Here is a 16224-nt window from a genome sequence, read left to right on the forward strand (position 1 = left end):
GTGACGGAAGGCACCACCTCCACGGCCGCCGCTGAGGGCAGCGACACCCTGACCCGCCTGGAGCAGGAGGGGGAGATCGCAGCCGACTACCTTGAGGGCCTGCTCGACATCGCCGATCTCGACGGCGACATCGACATGGACGTCGAGGCGGACCGGGCCGCGGTCTCGATCATCAGCGACTCGGCGCGTGAACTCCAGAAGCTCGTGGGCCGCGACGGTGAGGTGCTGGAGGCGCTCCAGGAGCTGACCCGGCTGGCGGTTCACCGCGAGACCGGCGACCGCAGCCGTCTGATGCTGGACATCGGCGGCTTCCGGGCCAAGAAGCGGGAGATCCTCGCCGAGCTGGGTGCCAAGGCCGCCAACGACGTCAAGACCTCGGGGCAGCCGGTCAAGCTGGACCCGATGACGCCGTTCGAGCGCAAGGTCGTGCACGACGCGATCGCCGCAGCCGGTCTCCGGAGCGAGTCGGAGGGCGAGGAGCCGCAGCGCTTCGTCGTCGTTCTCCCGGCCTGACCGGATCCTTGTACTGTCGGCCCCGTCTGTTCGCAGGCGGGGCCGATCTTTGTCAGCCTGATAGTCAGCCACCCCCAGTGCGCTAGTGCGGTACGGAAGGACGGTCCCCGTGACGGACGCTGCAGAGCTCCCCCAGGCACCTGAAGAGGCGCGGGCGGTATTCGGAGAGCTCTTCCCGGAGGCTGTCCGGTACGCGGAGCTGCTCGCCGATGCCGGGGTGAAGCGGGGCCTGATCGGACCCCGCGAGGTGCCGCGGCTGTGGGAGCGGCACCTGCTGAACTGCGCGGTGCTCTCCGAGGTGGTGCCGGAAGGTGTCACGGTCTGCGATGTGGGCTCGGGCGCCGGCCTGCCCGGCATCCCGCTCGCGCTGGTCCGCCCGGACCTCAAGATCACCTTGCTGGAGCCGCTGCTGCGGCGGACGAACTTCCTCCAGGAGGTCGTCGAGCTGCTCGGCCTGGACCATGTGACGGTGGTGCGCGGGAGGGCCGAGGAGGTCCTCGGGACGCTCCAGCCCGTCCACGTGGTGACCGCCCGTGCGGTGGCGCCGCTGGACCGGCTCGCGGGCTGGGGTGTGCCCCTGCTCCGCCCCTACGGCGAGATGCTCGCGCTGAAGGGCGACACGGCCGACGAGGAGATCAACGGGGCCCGGGCCGCCCTGAGCAAGCTCGGTGTGCTGGAGACCGAGGTGCTCCAGGTCGGTGAGGGCGTGGTCGATCCGCTGTCCACGGTGGTACGGGTGGTGGTGGGCGAGAGCCCGGGCGGTGTGAGGTTCGCCGCAAAGAGGGCCAAGGCCGCACGGGTGGGACGTACCCGCCGACGCCGCTGAGGGGCGGGCGGCCGCGCCACGGGGGGACACGACCTGGGGAGGTCGGGCGGGAGCCCTTCCCGGCGATCCTTGCCGTCCAGCAGGGAAATGTCGGGAAAGCGGCCATACGTACCCCCTGCGGAGTGTCGTGACCTGGTAGACGCGGTGCGGGGGCATCGTGTTTCACGTGAAACGTCGCTCTCTGCTGCAGGGAATCATCGGCCGCGGTCGTGCGGCTGCCACACCGCGCGACCGCCAGCCCGTACGGGCTACCGAGTTGTCCACACACGCCGATTCATCCACAGAACAGCGGGCCTCGCTGGTTCACGACCCCGAAAGCATGGCAGGCTCTGCTCATTGCGAGCCTGTAGTCGAGGAGAGTGAATCGTTGCGGTCCGACGCCAACATCGCGGGACCGATGACCGATCCGGTCCCCGGTCCCCGAAGCGAGTCCGTGGGGGAGGGTGTTTCACGTGAAACACCGCCGCCGATGGACGACACCCCCATCGGTCGTGCCGCCCAGCTGGCGGTCGAGGCCCTCGGCCGCGCCGGTGAGGGGCTGCCTCGCCCTGACCGGACGCGCGTCATGGTGGTGGCCAACCAGAAGGGTGGAGTCGGCAAGACGACCACGACGGTCAACCTCGCTGCTTCGCTGGCCCTGCACGGTGCGCGTGTCCTGGTGGTCGACCTCGACCCCCAGGGCAACGCCTCCACGGCCCTGGGGATCGATCACCACTCCGACGTCCCTTCCATCTATGACGTCCTCGTGGAGAGCCGCCCACTCTCCGAAGTGGTTCAGCCCGTCCCGGACGTCGAAGGCCTCTTCTGCGCCCCCGCCACCATCGATCTCGCCGGTGCGGAGATCGAGCTCGTGTCGCTGGTGGCGCGGGAGAGTCGGCTCCAGCGGGCCATCCAGGCGTACGAGCAGCCGCTGGACTACATCCTCGTCGACTGCCCTCCCTCCCTCGGCCTGCTCACGGTGAACGCGATGGTCGCCGGGGCCGAGGTGCTGATCCCCATCCAGTGTGAGTACTACGCGCTGGAGGGGCTGGGGCAGCTGCTGCGGAACGTCGACCTGGTGCGGGGCCACTTGAACCCCGAGCTGCATGTCTCGACGATCCTCCTGACGATGTACGACGGCAGGACCAGGCTCGCTTCCCAGGTCGCCGAGGAGGTCCGTACGCACTTCGGCAAGGAGGTGCTGAGGACGAGCATCCCGCGGTCCGTGCGCATCTCGGAGGCGCCGAGCTACGGGCAGACCGTGCTGACCTACGATCCCGGATCCAGTGGCGCGCTCTCCTACCTCGAAGCCGCCCGGGAGATCGCCCTGCGGGGTGTCGGGGTGCACTACGAGGCCCAGCACGCCCACACCAGCACGCAGAACAGCCAGCAGAACGTTTCGGAGGGCATTCAGTGAGTGAGCGACGTAGAGGGCTGGGGCGTGGGCTCGGTGCGCTGATCCCCGCCGCTCCGCAGGAGAAGCAGGTACCGGCGCCCGGAGGCGGTTCGGCGGCCGGCGGGGGGCCGGTCCTGACGGCGGAACGGGGGGTGGCGGCCGCGAAGGTGACCGCTCTCCCGACCTCGCCCGTGGTGCCGGAGCCGGCGTCCACGCCGGACCAGGAGGCGGGGAGCTCCGGTGCGTACTTCGCCGAGCTGCCCATCGGTGCGATCACGCCGAACCCCCGCCAGCCCCGTGAGGTGTTCGACGAGGACGCCCTGGCCGAGCTGGTCACCTCCATCAAGGAGGTGGGTCTGCTCCAGCCGGTCGTCGTCCGCAAGGTGGGGACGGACCGCTACGAGCTCATCATGGGTGAGCGCCGTCTGCGGGCCTGCCGCGAAGCGGGTCTGGAGCGGATTCCGACCATCGTCCGGGCCACCGACGACGAGAAGCTCCTCCTGGACGCGCTGCTGGAGAACCTTCACCGGGCTCAGCTGAACCCGCTGGAAGAGGCTGCCGCGTACGACCAGCTTCTGAAGGACTTCAAGTGCACCCATGACCAGCTGGCCGACCGGATCGGACGGTCCCGGCCCCAGGTTTCCAACACGCTTCGGCTGCTGCGGCTCTCGCCGCCGGTGCAGCGTCGGGTGGCCGCGGGCGTTCTCTCGGCCGGCCACGCCCGGGCTCTGTTGTCGGTGGACGACTCCGAGGAGCAGGACCGGCTGGCCCACCGCATCGTGGCGGAGGGGCTCTCGGTCCGCGCGGTCGAGGAGATCGTGACGCTCATGGGTTCGCGTCCCTCGAGCTCGCCGAAGCCGAAGGGTCCCCGGGCAGGCGGGCGGCTGTCCCCCGCGCTGACCGATCTGGCGACCCGGCTCTCCGACCGCTTCGAGACCCGGGTGAAGGTCGACCTGGGTCAGAAGAAGGGGAAGATCACCGTCGAGTTCGCCTCGATGGAGGACCTGGACCGGATTCTCGGTTCGCTCGCCCCGGGCGAGGGACGCGTGCTGGAGCGCAAGCTCGCCGAGGCGCCCGACGGGGACGACGAGAGCTGAGCCGCACAGGATCCTCCTGACGGCGAGGACCGCACAAGGGGCGGGCCGCGTACCGGTGCTCACCGGTACGCGGCCCGCCCTTTGCCCTCTCTCGGTATCCGCATCACCTCTGGGTGGATACGATGCGATCTGGGATGGCGCATCCACGGTGATCGACCTCGGAGGAGGGCGGGTACCTTGCGAACAGTGAGCCGCAGCCGACTGGTGACGGTCGGGCTGGGCCTGGGAGCCGTCGGGGGATTCGTCGGCGGTCTGTTCCACGAACGGAACGCGCTGGCGGCCGCACGCGATGCGGCGCGCGAGGGAAGTGAGGAATCGCCGCCATGGGACGTCGGCTTGTGCCGCTCACCCTGGACAACCTTCAGGATCTCCCCGAGCGCTGCCGTGCGTGTGTCTTCTGGGAGCTTGACCCGGTCAGCGGGGAAGCCGCGGTAAAGGCGGGCAAGCCGGGGCCGGAGAAGGAAGCCTGGATCTCCGCGGTGCTCCTGGAGTGGGGCTCCTGCGGCCGGGTGGTCTATGTGGACGATGTCCCGGTGGGGTTCGTTCTCTATGCGCCGCCGGCCTATGTCCCGCGCTCGACGGCATTCCCCACCAGCCCGGTCTCCCCCGATGCCGTACAGCTCATTACCGGGGTGATCGTTCCGGGGTACCAGGGTCAGGGGCTCGGCCGCGTCATGGTGCAGACGGTGGCCAAGGATGTACTGCGCCGGGGCTTCAAAGCGATCGAGGCGTTCGGGGACGCCGGTACGGGGGAGCTCGGCTGTGTGCTCCCGGCGGACCACCTGCTGGCCGTCGGCTTCAAGACCGTGCGGCCGCATCCCCGGTATCCGCGGCTGCGACTGGAACTGCGGACGACGCTCTCCTGGAAGGAGGACGTCGAGATGGCGCTCGACCGCCTTCTGGGAGCTGTGCAGAAGGAACCGGCGCTGCGACCGCTCTGATCGAGCCCCACCGCTACGTGGACGGGCCCACCCTCGGTGCGAGGGTGGGCCCGTTTCACGTGAAACATCGCGCCGGAGCGGTGTTACTTGGTGATGAAGCCTTCGAGGTCGCGGAGGATCGCGGCCTTCGGCTTGGCGCCGACGATGGTCTTGGCGACCTCGCCGCCCTGGTAGACGTTCAGGGTAGGGATGGACATCACGCCGTACTTGGCGGCGGTGGCCGGGTTCTCGTCGATGTTGAGCTTGACGATCTCGATCTGGTCGCCGTGCTCCGCGGCGATCGCCTCCAGCGAGGGGGCGATCTGACGGCACGGGCCGCACCAGGCAGCCCAGAAGTCGACCAGAACGGGCTTCTCGCTCTTGAGGACGACATCGTCGAACGTGTCGTCGGTAACGTGCTTCAGGTCGCCGGCCACGGCGGCCTCCTTAGTCTCTCGGGTGGGCGGTGGGGATGTTCAGACTGCCGGGGTCTTCTCCGGCTCGGCGGGCTCCACGTCGGCCAGGGCGGCGAGGAAGCGCTCGGCGTCCAGCGCCGCGGAGCAGCCGGTGCCCGCGGCGGTGATGGCCTGCCGGTAGGTGTGGTCGACCACGTCTCCGGCGCCGAAGACACCGGTCAGGTTGGTGCGGGTGGAGGGAGCCTCCACCTTCAGGTACCCCTCGTCGTCGAGCTCCAGCTGGCCCTTGAAGAGCTCGGTGCGCGGGTCGTGTCCGACGGCGATGAAGAGGCCGGTCACGGGGAGTTCGGAGGTCTCGCCGGTCTTGGTGTTCCGCAGGGTCAGGCCCGAGAGCTTCTGCTCGCCCTTGACCTCGGCGACCTCGCTGTCCCACGCGAACCTGATCTTCGGGTCGGCGAAGGCGCGGTCCTGCATCGCCTTCGAGGCGCGCAGGGTGTCGCGGCGGTGGACGATCGTGACGGACTTGGCGAAACGGGAGAGGAAGGTCGCCTCCTCCATCGCCGTGTCACCGCCGCCGACCACGGCGATGTCGTGGTCCTTGAAGAAGAAGCCGTCGCAGGTGGCGCACCAGGAGACACCGCGTCCGGAGAGGGCATCCTCGTTGGGCAGGCCGAGCTTGCGGTGCTGGGAGCCGGTGGTCACGATGACGGCCTTGGCACGGTGCACGGTGCCCGCCGTGTCGGTGACGGTCTTGACCTCACCGGTGAGGTCGACGGCGACGACGTCGTCGGGGACCAGCTCGGCGCCGAAGCGCTCGGCCTGCGCCCGCATGTTGTCCATGAGCTCGGGGCCCATGATGCCGTCCTGGAAGCCGGGGAAGTTCTCCACGTCGGTGGTGTTCATCAGCGCACCGCCAGCCGTGACCGCGCCCTCGAAGACCAGCGGGCTCAGTGAGGCGCGGGCGGTGTACAGCGCGGCGGTGTACCCGGCCGGTCCGGAGCCGATGATGATCACATTACGGACGTCGCTCACGGGTTTCTTCCTCGTCTCTGCAGACTGCCTACTGCCTACGGGGGTCGGTTCAACGACTCTCACCCCACCCAACGGATCCTACGGGTGATGCATTCCCAACGTGCCGTAGCGGTCCTCAGGGGCGGTCGTAGGCCTGCGTGTGCAGCAGCCGACCCGGAGACCCGGGAGCGGCGTCCACGCAGGAGGCGGCCACCACGTAGGCCTGTACACGAGCGGGATCGCTCTGATGCGGGAGGACGACCAGGAAGGAGTCCGTCCCCTGGTAGGTCCCCTCGTCGAGGGCCAAGGCCGGTGTGGTGCGGCTGGTCGCCTGCTGGACGCAGGGGGGTACGGCGACCGCGGGTGCGCTCAGCGGGTTGCTGGAGGGGGCGGCGTCGGGAGTCTCCCGTTCCGGCACCGCTCGCTCCTCCGCGTTCGGTGACTGCTTCTGCCCGTGGTACTCCTCGGTGCTCGCACCGCCGGCCAGGAGGTTCTGGACCTCGGTCTCGAGCGTGTCCGGGGAGTAGCTGTGCGCCCCGCTCTCGGATGCGCTGACCGCACGGTCGGCCGACGAACCCGAGGAGTCCTGTGACGACGACAGGTTCTGCAGGAAGAAGACGCTCATGCCGATGAGAGCGGCGCCGCACGCGGTGCCCAGGATTACCGTACGGCGACGACGAGTGGGACGGCGGCCGGGCCCCGTGGCGCTCTGAGGGCGGCCGGCCGGGCGGTCCGGGGAGGAGCCGGTCCGGGGCGTCGCGGAGGACGCGTCACCGGTCTCCGCGGTCGATGTTTCACGTGAAACATCGACGTTCTCACGTGCAACCCCGGCACGGCGTGCCGACGCGACGGCTCGGGAGGCATCGGCCGGTTCGTCGGCGATGGCGTCCGTACGGGCCTCGGCGGCGAGCGCCGCGTCGATACGGGTGGCGATGTCGTCGGGCATCGGATCGGGGTCCGGCAGGGTGCCGAGCAGGCCGCGGATCTCCTCCAGGGAGTCGCGTACCTCCACGCACAACGCGCACTGCGCTAGGTGGCGCCGGACCTCCGCCGTACGGGAGGGGGTGAGCAGCCCCTCGGTGAAGTCGGAGATCTCGGAGACCTCCGGGTGCTGAGCCGTGTCGGTCGTGGATGTCACGGGTGTCCACCTCCTCCCTTTGCAGCGGCAGAATCGATCGCTCCTGCGTCCTTCGGCCCTGACGCAGGTGGGACGGATGGACCGGGCGTCCGGTTCCTTCCGGTGGTGCGGGTCTCCGCGTCGGGGTCCTCGTTGCCGGTCCCGCCGCGCAGGTGCTGGACCAGGGGCACCAGTCTCGCCCGCCCCCGGGCGCATCGGCTCTTCACGGTGCCGGTGGGTACGTCCAGGATGGTGGCGGCCTCCGCGACGGGATAGCCCTGCATGTCGACCAGGACGAGGGCCGCGCGCTGTTCGGCGGGAAGGGTTGCCAGGGCGGCGATGAGCTGGCGGTGCAGGTCCTGCCGTTCGGCCGGGGCCTCGGCCGACTCGTGGGGTTCCAGGAGCTGGTCCAGCCGCTCCGCGTCGTCCACCGGTGACGTCTTGCGGGAGGCGGCCTTGCGGACCCGGTCGAGGCAGGCGTTGACGGTGATGCGGTGCAGCCAGGTCGTGACGGCGGACTGGCCGCGGAAGGTGTGGGCGGCGCGGAAGGCGGAGACGAGGGCGTCCTGGACGGCGTCGGCCGCCTCTTCCCTGTCCCCGAGGGTGCGCAGCGCCACCGCCCACAGCCGGTCGCGGTGGCGGCGTACGAGTTCACCGAAGGCGTCGGGGTCGCCCGCCACATGGAGGGCGAGCAGGTCCGAGTCGCCCGGTGCCTCTGGTGGAACGGAATCCACCGTGCTCCCCCTCCGAACCGGATCCGATGTCATGTGCCACATTAACGGGCGGCGCACCCGGTGATCAGGGGCCGGTGCGGAGTCTCCACACCAACTCCTGATCAGCCGAGGACGGAGATGCCGGTGATCCCGCCGCGATAGCCGCCGGTGCCGTCCGCGGGCAGCTCGGTGATGTGGACCAGGAGGTAGCGCGTCCGGACGGGCTTCTCCAGCTTTGCCTCGAGCGTCTTCCCCGCGACCTTCTTCTCGACGATCCGCTGGGAGAAGTCGGCCGACGAGGACGGTGACGAGGCATCCGGCCCGGCGGCCGACACCGCGGTGGTCTGACCGCTGCGGTACAGCTCGATGTCGACGGCGCGGACGTCCTGGACCTTCCCCAGGTCGACGATGATCCCGCTGCCCTGCCGACGCTGGGGGAGGTTCCCGAAGTTGGGGAAGCCCTGGTAGCGGGGGGTCACCCAGGAGGTGGCGGAGCTGTCATCGATGACGTTCGGTACGTCCCCCTGCTGTATCCCCGAACCGTCGGGCATGAACTCGGTGGCCCCCGCGATGGTCAGCGGCTCGGGCGGGGCGAGAGCCGGTTCCTTCTCGTCCTCGGTCGTCCGGGTGACGTCGGCGTCGTCGGAGCCTTTGCGCTGGTCGAGCAGGGTCTCCGCGAGCTGCCAGCTGCCGAGGCCGAGAGCGGCGATCAGGAGCGCCGAGACCGTCCACTTGAGCACCCGCCCGGTACGGCTCTGGAGCGGCGCCGGAGGGGCTGCCAGTACCGGCTGAGGCACGGACGACGGGTGGCTGGGCGGCCGCCCGTAGGTGCCCTGCTGATAGGTCGTCCGCTGGTACACGGGCTGCTGGTAGACGGGCTGAGCGGCGAACGTGGGCTCCGGTGGCAGGACGCGCGGCATGGCCGCGACCGCCTTGGCCAGTTCGTCCGGCGTCGTGCAGGGCGGCTCCTGCCGGGAGGCGGTGGCCCCGTCGTTGGCTAGCGCCCGCATGGCGAGTTCGGAGAGGCCGCGGTGGACGCCGGCGCGGACCTGGTCAGGGGCGATGAGCCCCATGCCCTTGGGCAGCCCGGAGAGGCCGTACGCGTCGCTCTCGTACGGCCAGCGCTTGGTCAGCGCCGCGTACAGGAGCGCGCCGATCGCCTCGGTGTCCTGACGCAGGGGGCGTTCGGAGGTGACGCCCCGCAGGGCGGCGTTCACCGCGAGGCCGCGGATGCGGTACTGGCCGGTGGAGCTGCGCAGTACGGCACCGGGGGTGAGGCGAAGGTGCGTCAGGCCCTCGCGGTGGGCCGCGGCCATCGCGTGGGAGAGCTGGCTGACGAGTTGGTAGGCGTCGTGGGCGTCCATCGGTCCGGCGGCCAGCAGAGCGGTGAGCTCGGTGGCGTCCGGGAGCCATTCATGGACGACATAGACGAGGTCGTTCTCCTCGACAGCGTCCAGTACCTGGACGAAGCGGGGGTCGCCGAGCAGGGCGGACGAACGGGCCGCGGCCAGCACGGAGCGGGCCCGGGGGTGGTTCGCGGGCAGCAGGTGAACGCCTACCGCGCGGCGCAGTTTCTCGTCGACCGCCCGCCAGCTGCTGAAGCCGTCCAGACGGGTGACGCACTCCTCCAGCCGGTAGCGCCCGGCCAGTTTGTGGCCGCTGTGCACATCGGGGGTCGCCGAAACGGCCTCGGAACGTGCCCGCCCGCCGTCGTGACCCTCGGGGTTCTCGGGCTTCCCGGGGCTCGCGCCCTCGGTGTCCTCGGCTTCTGCCGTTCCGTCGTTCGTGGTCTCGTCCGCCTTGGCGGCCAGCGGCTCGTCGCCGCCGTTGTCGGCCACGTCGACGGCAGCCGTGCTACGTTCCGCCACCGTCGTTCCTGCCTCCCCATCCGTTGCGCGAAGCCGGCCAGCTCGCCACAGTCACGCCAATTGTGCCCACACTCCGGCGCTATCCACGACACGCGGAGTCCGGCGAAGGTTGTGCGGCCGTGCGCTCATTCAGCGACCGAGCCGTCCACGGACCATGCCGACCAGGCCGTTGACCTCTTCGATACGCATCTTCTTCGCCGCGACGAAGAAGATGCCCATGAGGGCGATGCCGCCGCAGACCAGCGCCGCCAGTGAGCCGAGTGCGCCGGTGCCGAGAAGTTCGAGGATCGCGAATCCGATGCCGCCTCCGATGACGGCCGCGGGCACCGCCGCCATGCAGAGCCGGGCATAGGTCCGCACGATGTGCGCCCCGTCCAGGTCTCCGCCGAGACGGGTGCTCAGCCGCCGCCAGGCGACGCCGACGCCGACCGCGTAGGCCAGACCGTAGGAGAAGGCCATGCCGACGACGGCCCAGCGCGCGGGCAGGACGACGTAACAGAGGGCGGAGGCGGCAGCGTTGACTGCGGCCACGATGACCGTGTTGTAGAAGGGGGTTCGGGTGTCCTCGTACGCGTAGAAGCCGCGGAGCACGACGTACTGCACGGAGTACGGGATCAGGCCGAGGGCGAACGCCATCAGGATGAAGCCCATGGACCGGGCGGCCTCGGCGCCGCTGGAGGCGTACAGCAGGGTGCACATCGGCAGGCCGAGCGCGAGGAAGGTGAAGGCGACCGGGACGATGGCGACGGCGGAGTTGCGCAGCCCCTGCGAGATGTCGTCCCGGACCGCGCCGGGGTCGTTGTCGTGGGCGGCGCGCGAGATGCGGGGCAGCAGCGCGGCCATGACGGAGACGGTGATGATGGCCTGCGGCATGCCCCAGATCAGCTGGGCGTTGGAGTAGGCCAGGAACCCGGTGCCGTCCTGGCCGGAAGCCGCGCCGGCCGCCGTGGACAGCTGGGTGACGACCAGGACGCCCGCCTGGTTGGCCAGGACGAACAGCACGGTCCACTTGGCCAGCTTGACCGTCTTGCCGAGTCCGTGGCCCTTCCAGTCGAAGCGGGGGCGGAAGCGGAAACCCGCCTCGCGCAGGTAGGGGATCATCGCCAGCGCCTGGACGGTGAGTCCGAGCAGGGTGCCGATGCCCAGCAGCCGGACGCCTTCCGCCGGGATGGTGTCCACGCCCATCCGGGATTCGGCGGAGGTGCCGTAGACCCAGATGAAGAGGCCGAACGTGATGATCATGACGATGTTGTTGAGGACCGGGGTCCACATCATCGCGCCGAACTTGCCCCGGGCGTTGAGGATCTGACCCATCACCACGTGCACGCCCATGAAGAAGATGGTGGGCAGGCAGTACCGGGCGAAGGTGACGGCGACACTGTTGGCCGCCACATCGTTCGCGATGGTGGGCGACAGCAGGTGGATCAGTGTCGGGGCGACGAGGACCGCGATGGCCACGATCAGCCCGAGCGCGACCATCACCAGGGTCAGCAGCCGGTTGGCGAAGGCCTCGCCACCGTCCTCGTCGTCCTTCATGGCGCGGACGAGCTGCGGGACGAAGACCGAGTTGAGGCCGCCGCCGACGGTGAGGATGTAGATCATGGTCGGCAGGGTGTACGCGATGGTGAAGCTGTCACCGAGCAGCGCGGCGCCGAGAGCCGCGGTGATCACCAGCGAGCGGACGAAGCCGGTGAGCCGGGAGACGAGGGTGCCGGCGGCCATGACCGCGCTGGACTTGAGCAGTCCGGAGACCTTGCCGCCGCTCTTCGCGGGCGCGGGCATGGGTTCCGGCTCGGGCGGGCCCAGGGGCTTCCCCGACCCCTCCTGGTCCCGGAAGAGGTGCGCGAAGGCGTCCGGCTCCTGCCGGTCGTCCGACGCCCGGGTGACCAGGTCGTCGACACCGACGAACTGCGTGGTCGCCGGACGGTCGCCGTACGGGAGATGGCGGGAGGGCCCCGAGGGCTCGGGAGGCGGGGTCTGGGCCCAGATGCGCGGGTCGGGGGCGTACGGGGCAGCGGGCGGCTGCTGGTAGAGCGCCTGCGGATCCTGGTAGGTGCCGGGGGGAGGCGGCGGGTGGGACGCCCGGTCGTAGAGCGCCTCGCCCACCGGGTCCTGGGCCGCGAGGTCCTGTGCCCGGTAGGGGTCGTCCTCGTAGGCGTGCTGGAGATACGGGTCGGGCGGCATCTGCCGGCCGTCCTGGCCCGCGTCCGGAGGAACCGGGGGCCCGGACGGGGACCCCGCTCCGCCGGCGCCCTGGCCGCGGTCACCGTCGTACGGCGCGTTCATCGAAACCCCTACCTCATCGTCCCCGGCCGACCGGCCACGCCAGACATCGCTCAACGGTCCACTTTCTCACCCGTTCCCGACGGGGCCCCGCTTTCCGGTCCGGTGTCCGGGGTCGGGTCACTCGGCTGCTCGGGTCCGCCACCGTCGCCTTCGGCCGTGTCGCTTGCCACGGTGCGCTTGCGATGGCTGTACATCCTGACCCCGGCCAGCACCAGGAGCAGCAGTCCGCCGGCGATGACGAGCAGGACGGTGGGCGTGACCTCGGAGACCTTCACGGTGAAGGTCATCTCCTCGCCGTACGGCGTGCCGTCCTCGGTGAAGAGCCGGGCGGTCACCTGGGCCCGCCCGTTGGCGCTGGTCGCCGTGTCGAACTTCACCGACTGGCTGTGCCCGCCCGCGATCCGGACCGGCAGTTCGGCCTTCGTGCCGTCGTCGTTGAACTTCAGACGGATGTTGTCCGAGGTCAGCCGCAGGACGAGCCGGTCGACCCCCTGCACCAGCTTGTTCTGCACCGTGACCGGGATCGTCGCGCTGCGGCCGGAGAGCGTGACATCCGACTTGTCGATCAGCTGGACCTCACCGGTGAGGTTCTTCAGGTGCTTGAGCACGTCGTCGCGGTAGTCCTGGGCGTCCTGGGGGTGGCCCCGCCAGGACGTCGACATCGAGCGGTTGACCGCGTTGCCGAAGGGAGTCACCACGCGCTCGGGCTGCGTGAGGATGGTCTCGAAGCTGTCGACGGACCCCTGGGTGGTCCGGATGTCCTGGAACGCCTGGGTGGGCAGCTCCTGGTCGCGGAGCTTCTTCGGGTACGCGTAGGCCCGCGGCACCTTGGTGGTCGCCAGCGGGTCCGGCTTCTCCTCGGAGGCGGCGACCAGGTCCTGCGGCTGCGTCCAACGGTCGCCCGACAGGGCCTCCAGGGCGCGGGCCATCGACTGCGCCTGGGCGGCCGTGGGCATCCGCTGAGGTGCCACGACGACGCTGCGTTCGTTGTCCGGCGCCTGCTCGTTGAGCGCGAGTGTCTGCGCGAGGAACTTCTGGACCGCGAGGGTCGAGGCGCCCGACCGGAGCATGTCGTAGTCGAACGCGGTCGACAGCCGGTGATCGGTGACGACCGCGGTGGTGCCCCCACCGATCGGCCGGGCCGCCGTCGGGGTGTACGGCAGGCTGCCGGTCTCCCGGAAGCTGTCGCTGCGGGCGATCACATGGTGGGCTCCCGCGGAGGTCGCCACATCCACGATGCCCGGGTCGACCGCACCGTTCAGGGGCCAGGCGAAATCGGTGGACGGCTTCACATGGAGGATGGTCTCCACCGTAGTGGCACCCACCGTGGAGGCGTTCTGCAGATGGCTGAGCGTGCCGGAGACGCCCTTGCCCCGGTGGGCGATGGAGGCCAGGTCAGGGTCGGCGAACGGCAGCGCGATCACCTTGCCGTCCTCCACCACCTTCTCCAGCGCGGTGAGCCACTGCCTGGCCACGGCCTGGTTCTTGCCCGGGACGGTCGTGTCACCGGACTTCACCTCGTAGGTCCCGGCCATCGCGGCGGCACTCGCCAGCAGGTCCGGGTCGATGACCCAGGTGACGGGGAGGCGGCTGCCCAGGGCGACCATCTGCTCCAGCCGTCCGCCCGGCGCCAGCTCCTTCGCCAGGGAGTCGTCGGTGAACACCGGCGTCTGCTGTTCGTCCGAGCGCGTCTCCGCGGTGACGTGAGGGGAGGCGATCAGCGGCCACAGGAAGGTGAGCTTCGTCCTCTTGTCGCTCTCGTCGGGCTGCCAGGGAAGGAACGAGCGCTCGATGCCCAGCACCTGCTCGAAGGGGGCGGCCGCGGTACGGCCGGAGACCGAGACCCCCAGCTGGTAGACGCCCGACGCGTCGAGGTCCAGCTTGTCGACGGGAACGGTCAGCGTGAAGTTCTGGCCGATCCCCCTGGGGAGCTTCGGGATCTTCACCTGGTACTTGTCGTCGATCGCGGCCGGGTCGGCGCCCGGCCCGTAACCCTTGCGCTTGGCGGCGTCGTCGACCTCTCCCCGGCCGGAGAGCCGTGGGCCCACCCGCAGGTCGACCTCGACGTCGTCGATCGTCTCCTTGCCCTTGTTGGTGAGCGTCCCGGAGACGGTCAGGGTGTCCCCTTCCACGGGGGCGGCGGGGGAGAGCGTGTCCAGGGACACATCGACCGTACGGGAGACCGGGGGGGCCTTCACCGGTTCGGCGGCCCCCGCGCTCCCGGTGGCCGGAACGGCCAGCAGTCCGGCGAGCAGAGGAGCTCCGAGGACCGCGGCGGCCGTGCGCCGCAGCCATCGGCGGGCAGGAGAGGGACGCATCCCCTGGATGTCTGCCGCCTGGGCCACGCGCCTACCCGTCCCTCGTCGTCATCGAAGTCTGTCGATCGTTGTCGGTCCTGCGTCCCCGCATGGTAACGAGGTGCGGAGAGCCGAAGTGCTGGGGTCCGGTCCACAGATCGCGGGAGGTCCGCAGGGTCCGGATAAACGATGACGCCGCGGCCGGTCCGTGCACGTACCCTTTTCTGTTGTGCCGAACGCCAACGAAGAGAACGCCAGTGCACTGAGCCAGGTGCAGCATCGCGCGGTGAGTGAGCTGCTGCGAGTGTCCCCGGTCGCCGACGACCTCGCCCGCCGCTTCCAGGAGGCCGGATTCGGTCTCGCGCTGGTCGGCGGCTCGGTCCGCGACGCGCTGCTCGGCCGGCTCGGGAACGACCTGGACTTCACCACCGACGCCCGCCCCGAGGACGTACTGACCATCGTCCGTCCGTGGGCCGACGCGGTGTGGGAGGTCGGGATCGCCTTCGGCACCGTCGGTTCGCAGAAGGACGGCTACCAGATCGAGGTCACGACCTACCGGTCGGAGGCGTACGACAGGACCTCGCGCAAGCCGGAGGTCTCCTACGGCGATTCCATCGAGGACGACCTCGTGCGCCGTGACTTCACGGTCAACGCGATGGCCGTCGCGCTGCCGGAGAAGGAGTTCATCGACCCGCACGGCGGCCTCAAGGATCTCGCCGAGCGGGTGCTGCGCACCCCGGGGACGCCCGAGGCGTCGTTCTCGGACGATCCGCTGCGCATGCTGCGTGCCACCCGGTTCGCGGCGCAGCTGGACTTCGAGGTCGCCCCCGATGTCATCACCGCGATGACGGAGATGGCCGGCCGGATCGAGATCGTCTCCGCCGAGCGGGTCCGTGAGGAGCTCAACAAGCTCCTCCTCTCCCGCCACCCCCGCAAGGGCCTGGGGCTCCTCGTGGACACCGGGCTGGCCGGTCACGTGCTGCCCGAGCTCCCCGCGCTGCGGCTGGAGAGTGACGAGCATCACCGGCACAAGGATGTCTACGAGCACTCGCTGACCGTCCTGGAGCAAGCCATCGACCTGGAGGAGGACGACCCCGATCTCGTCCTGCGGCTGGCCGCGCTGCTCCATGACATCGGCAAGCCCCGGACGCGCCGGTTCGAGAAGGACGGCCGGGTGTCCTTCCACCACCACGAGGTGGTGGGCGCCAAGATGACCAAGAAGCGCATGACCGAGCTGAAGTACTCCAACGACCTGGTCAAGGACGTGTCGAAGCTGGTGGAGCTCCATCTGCGCTTCCACGGGTACGGAGACGGCGAGTGGACCGACTCCGCCGTCCGCCGGTACGTGCGTGATGCCGGACCGCTCCTCGACCGCCTCCACAAGCTGACCCGGTCGGACTGCACGACCCGGAACAAGCGCAAGGCGAACGCCCTCTCCCGGACCTACGACGGGTTGGAGGAGCGGATCGCCCTGCTGCAGGAGCAGGAGGAGCTCGACTCCATCCGCCCGGATCTGGACGGCAACGAGATCATGCAGATCCTCGGGGTGGGCCCTGGCCCGGTGATCGGTAAGGCATACGCGTTCCTGCTGGAGCTGAGGCTGGAGCACGGTCCGATGGAGCGCGACGCGGTGGTGACCGCGCTCAAGGAATGGTGGGCCGGCCACAGCTGAGGCGGTGTGGGTGATGTTTCACGTGAAACATCACCCACACCCAGGTTGTGGGGGGGGGGGGTGTTTGAAGGGGGTCAAACACCCACCGCCCAACGCCCCCCCCCCCAAACCCG

Annotated in this window: 13 protein-coding genes; 6 read left to right on the top strand and 7 right to left on the bottom strand. The window is 70.0% G+C overall.

Annotated features, from left to right (window positions below):
- The 5 genes from ACIQAK_RS11490 (at position 1) to ACIQAK_RS11510 (ending at position 4752) form a co-directional block, all read left to right on the top strand.
- Positions 1–513, top strand: a complete 513-nt coding sequence (locus ACIQAK_RS11490; protein WP_093686794.1) for a R3H domain-containing nucleic acid-binding protein — start codon at positions 1–3, stop codon at positions 511–513.
- 109 nt (positions 514–622) lie between these two features.
- The gene (gene rsmG / locus ACIQAK_RS11495; RefSeq protein WP_366388633.1) at positions 623–1339 is read left to right on the top strand and encodes a 16S rRNA (guanine(527)-N(7))-methyltransferase RsmG; all 717 of its coding nucleotides are present in this window, start codon (positions 623–625) and stop codon (positions 1337–1339) included.
- Positions 1340–1658: 319 nt separating this feature from the next.
- Entirely contained in the window at positions 1659–2735 is a 1077-nt protein-coding gene (locus ACIQAK_RS11500) for a ParA family protein (protein ID WP_366388632.1), read from the top strand.
- A complete protein-coding gene (locus ACIQAK_RS11505; RefSeq protein ID WP_366388631.1) occupies positions 2732–3811 on the top strand; it encodes a ParB/RepB/Spo0J family partition protein in 1080 nt (359 codons plus the stop codon). The genes ACIQAK_RS11500 and ACIQAK_RS11505 overlap by 4 nt, the downstream gene beginning before the upstream one ends.
- Positions 3812–4134: 323 nt before the next feature.
- Complete coding sequence (locus ACIQAK_RS11510) at positions 4135–4752, top strand: GNAT family N-acetyltransferase (RefSeq protein ID WP_366388630.1); 618 nt, start codon at positions 4135–4137, stop codon at positions 4750–4752.
- A gap of 83 nt (positions 4753–4835) precedes the next feature.
- On the opposite strand, the gene trxA is transcribed toward ACIQAK_RS11510, so the two are convergent.
- The 7 genes from trxA to ACIQAK_RS11545 form a co-directional block, all read right to left on the bottom strand.
- Entirely contained in the window at positions 4836–5168 is a 333-nt protein-coding gene (gene trxA / locus ACIQAK_RS11515; RefSeq protein WP_073875187.1) for a thioredoxin, read from the bottom strand.
- Between the two features lie 39 nt (positions 5169–5207).
- Complete coding sequence (trxB, locus tag ACIQAK_RS11520; RefSeq protein WP_366388629.1) at positions 5208–6179, bottom strand: thioredoxin-disulfide reductase; 972 nt, start codon at positions 6177–6179, stop codon at positions 5208–5210.
- A 115-nt stretch (positions 6180–6294) separates the two neighbouring features.
- Complete coding sequence (locus tag ACIQAK_RS11525; RefSeq protein WP_366388628.1) at positions 6295–7296, bottom strand: hypothetical protein; 1002 nt, start codon at positions 7294–7296, stop codon at positions 6295–6297.
- Positions 7293–8009, bottom strand: a complete 717-nt coding sequence (gene sigM, locus ACIQAK_RS11530; RefSeq protein ID WP_366388627.1) for an RNA polymerase sigma factor SigM — start codon at positions 8007–8009, stop codon at positions 7293–7295. The genes ACIQAK_RS11525 and sigM overlap by 4 nt, the downstream gene beginning before the upstream one ends.
- Before the next feature lie 101 nt (positions 8010–8110).
- Positions 8111–9856 carry a protein kinase family protein gene (locus ACIQAK_RS11535; protein ID WP_366388626.1) on the bottom strand — a complete coding sequence of 582 codons (1746 nt, stop codon included), beginning with the start codon at positions 9854–9856 and terminating at the stop codon, positions 8111–8113.
- Between the two features lie 129 nt (positions 9857–9985).
- Positions 9986–12142: a murein biosynthesis integral membrane protein MurJ gene (gene murJ, locus ACIQAK_RS11540; protein ID WP_366388625.1), complete on the bottom strand. Its 2157-nt coding sequence runs from the start codon at positions 12140–12142 to the stop codon at positions 9986–9988.
- A 50-nt stretch (positions 12143–12192) separates the two neighbouring features.
- A complete protein-coding gene (locus ACIQAK_RS11545; protein ID WP_366388624.1) occupies positions 12193–14487 on the bottom strand; it encodes a DUF6049 family protein in 2295 nt (764 codons plus the stop codon).
- Positions 14488–14668: 181 nt separating this feature from the next.
- On the opposite strand from ACIQAK_RS11545, the gene ACIQAK_RS11550 reads away from it, so the two are divergent.
- Entirely contained in the window at positions 14669–16111 is a 1443-nt protein-coding gene (locus ACIQAK_RS11550; RefSeq protein WP_366388623.1) for a CCA tRNA nucleotidyltransferase, read from the top strand.
- The last annotated feature ends 113 nt before the right edge of the window (positions 16112–16224 follow it).

The sequence above is a fragment of the Streptomyces sp. NPDC088706 genome (assembly GCF_044752765.1).
GTDB lineage: Bacteria > Actinomycetota > Actinomycetes > Streptomycetales > Streptomycetaceae > Streptomyces.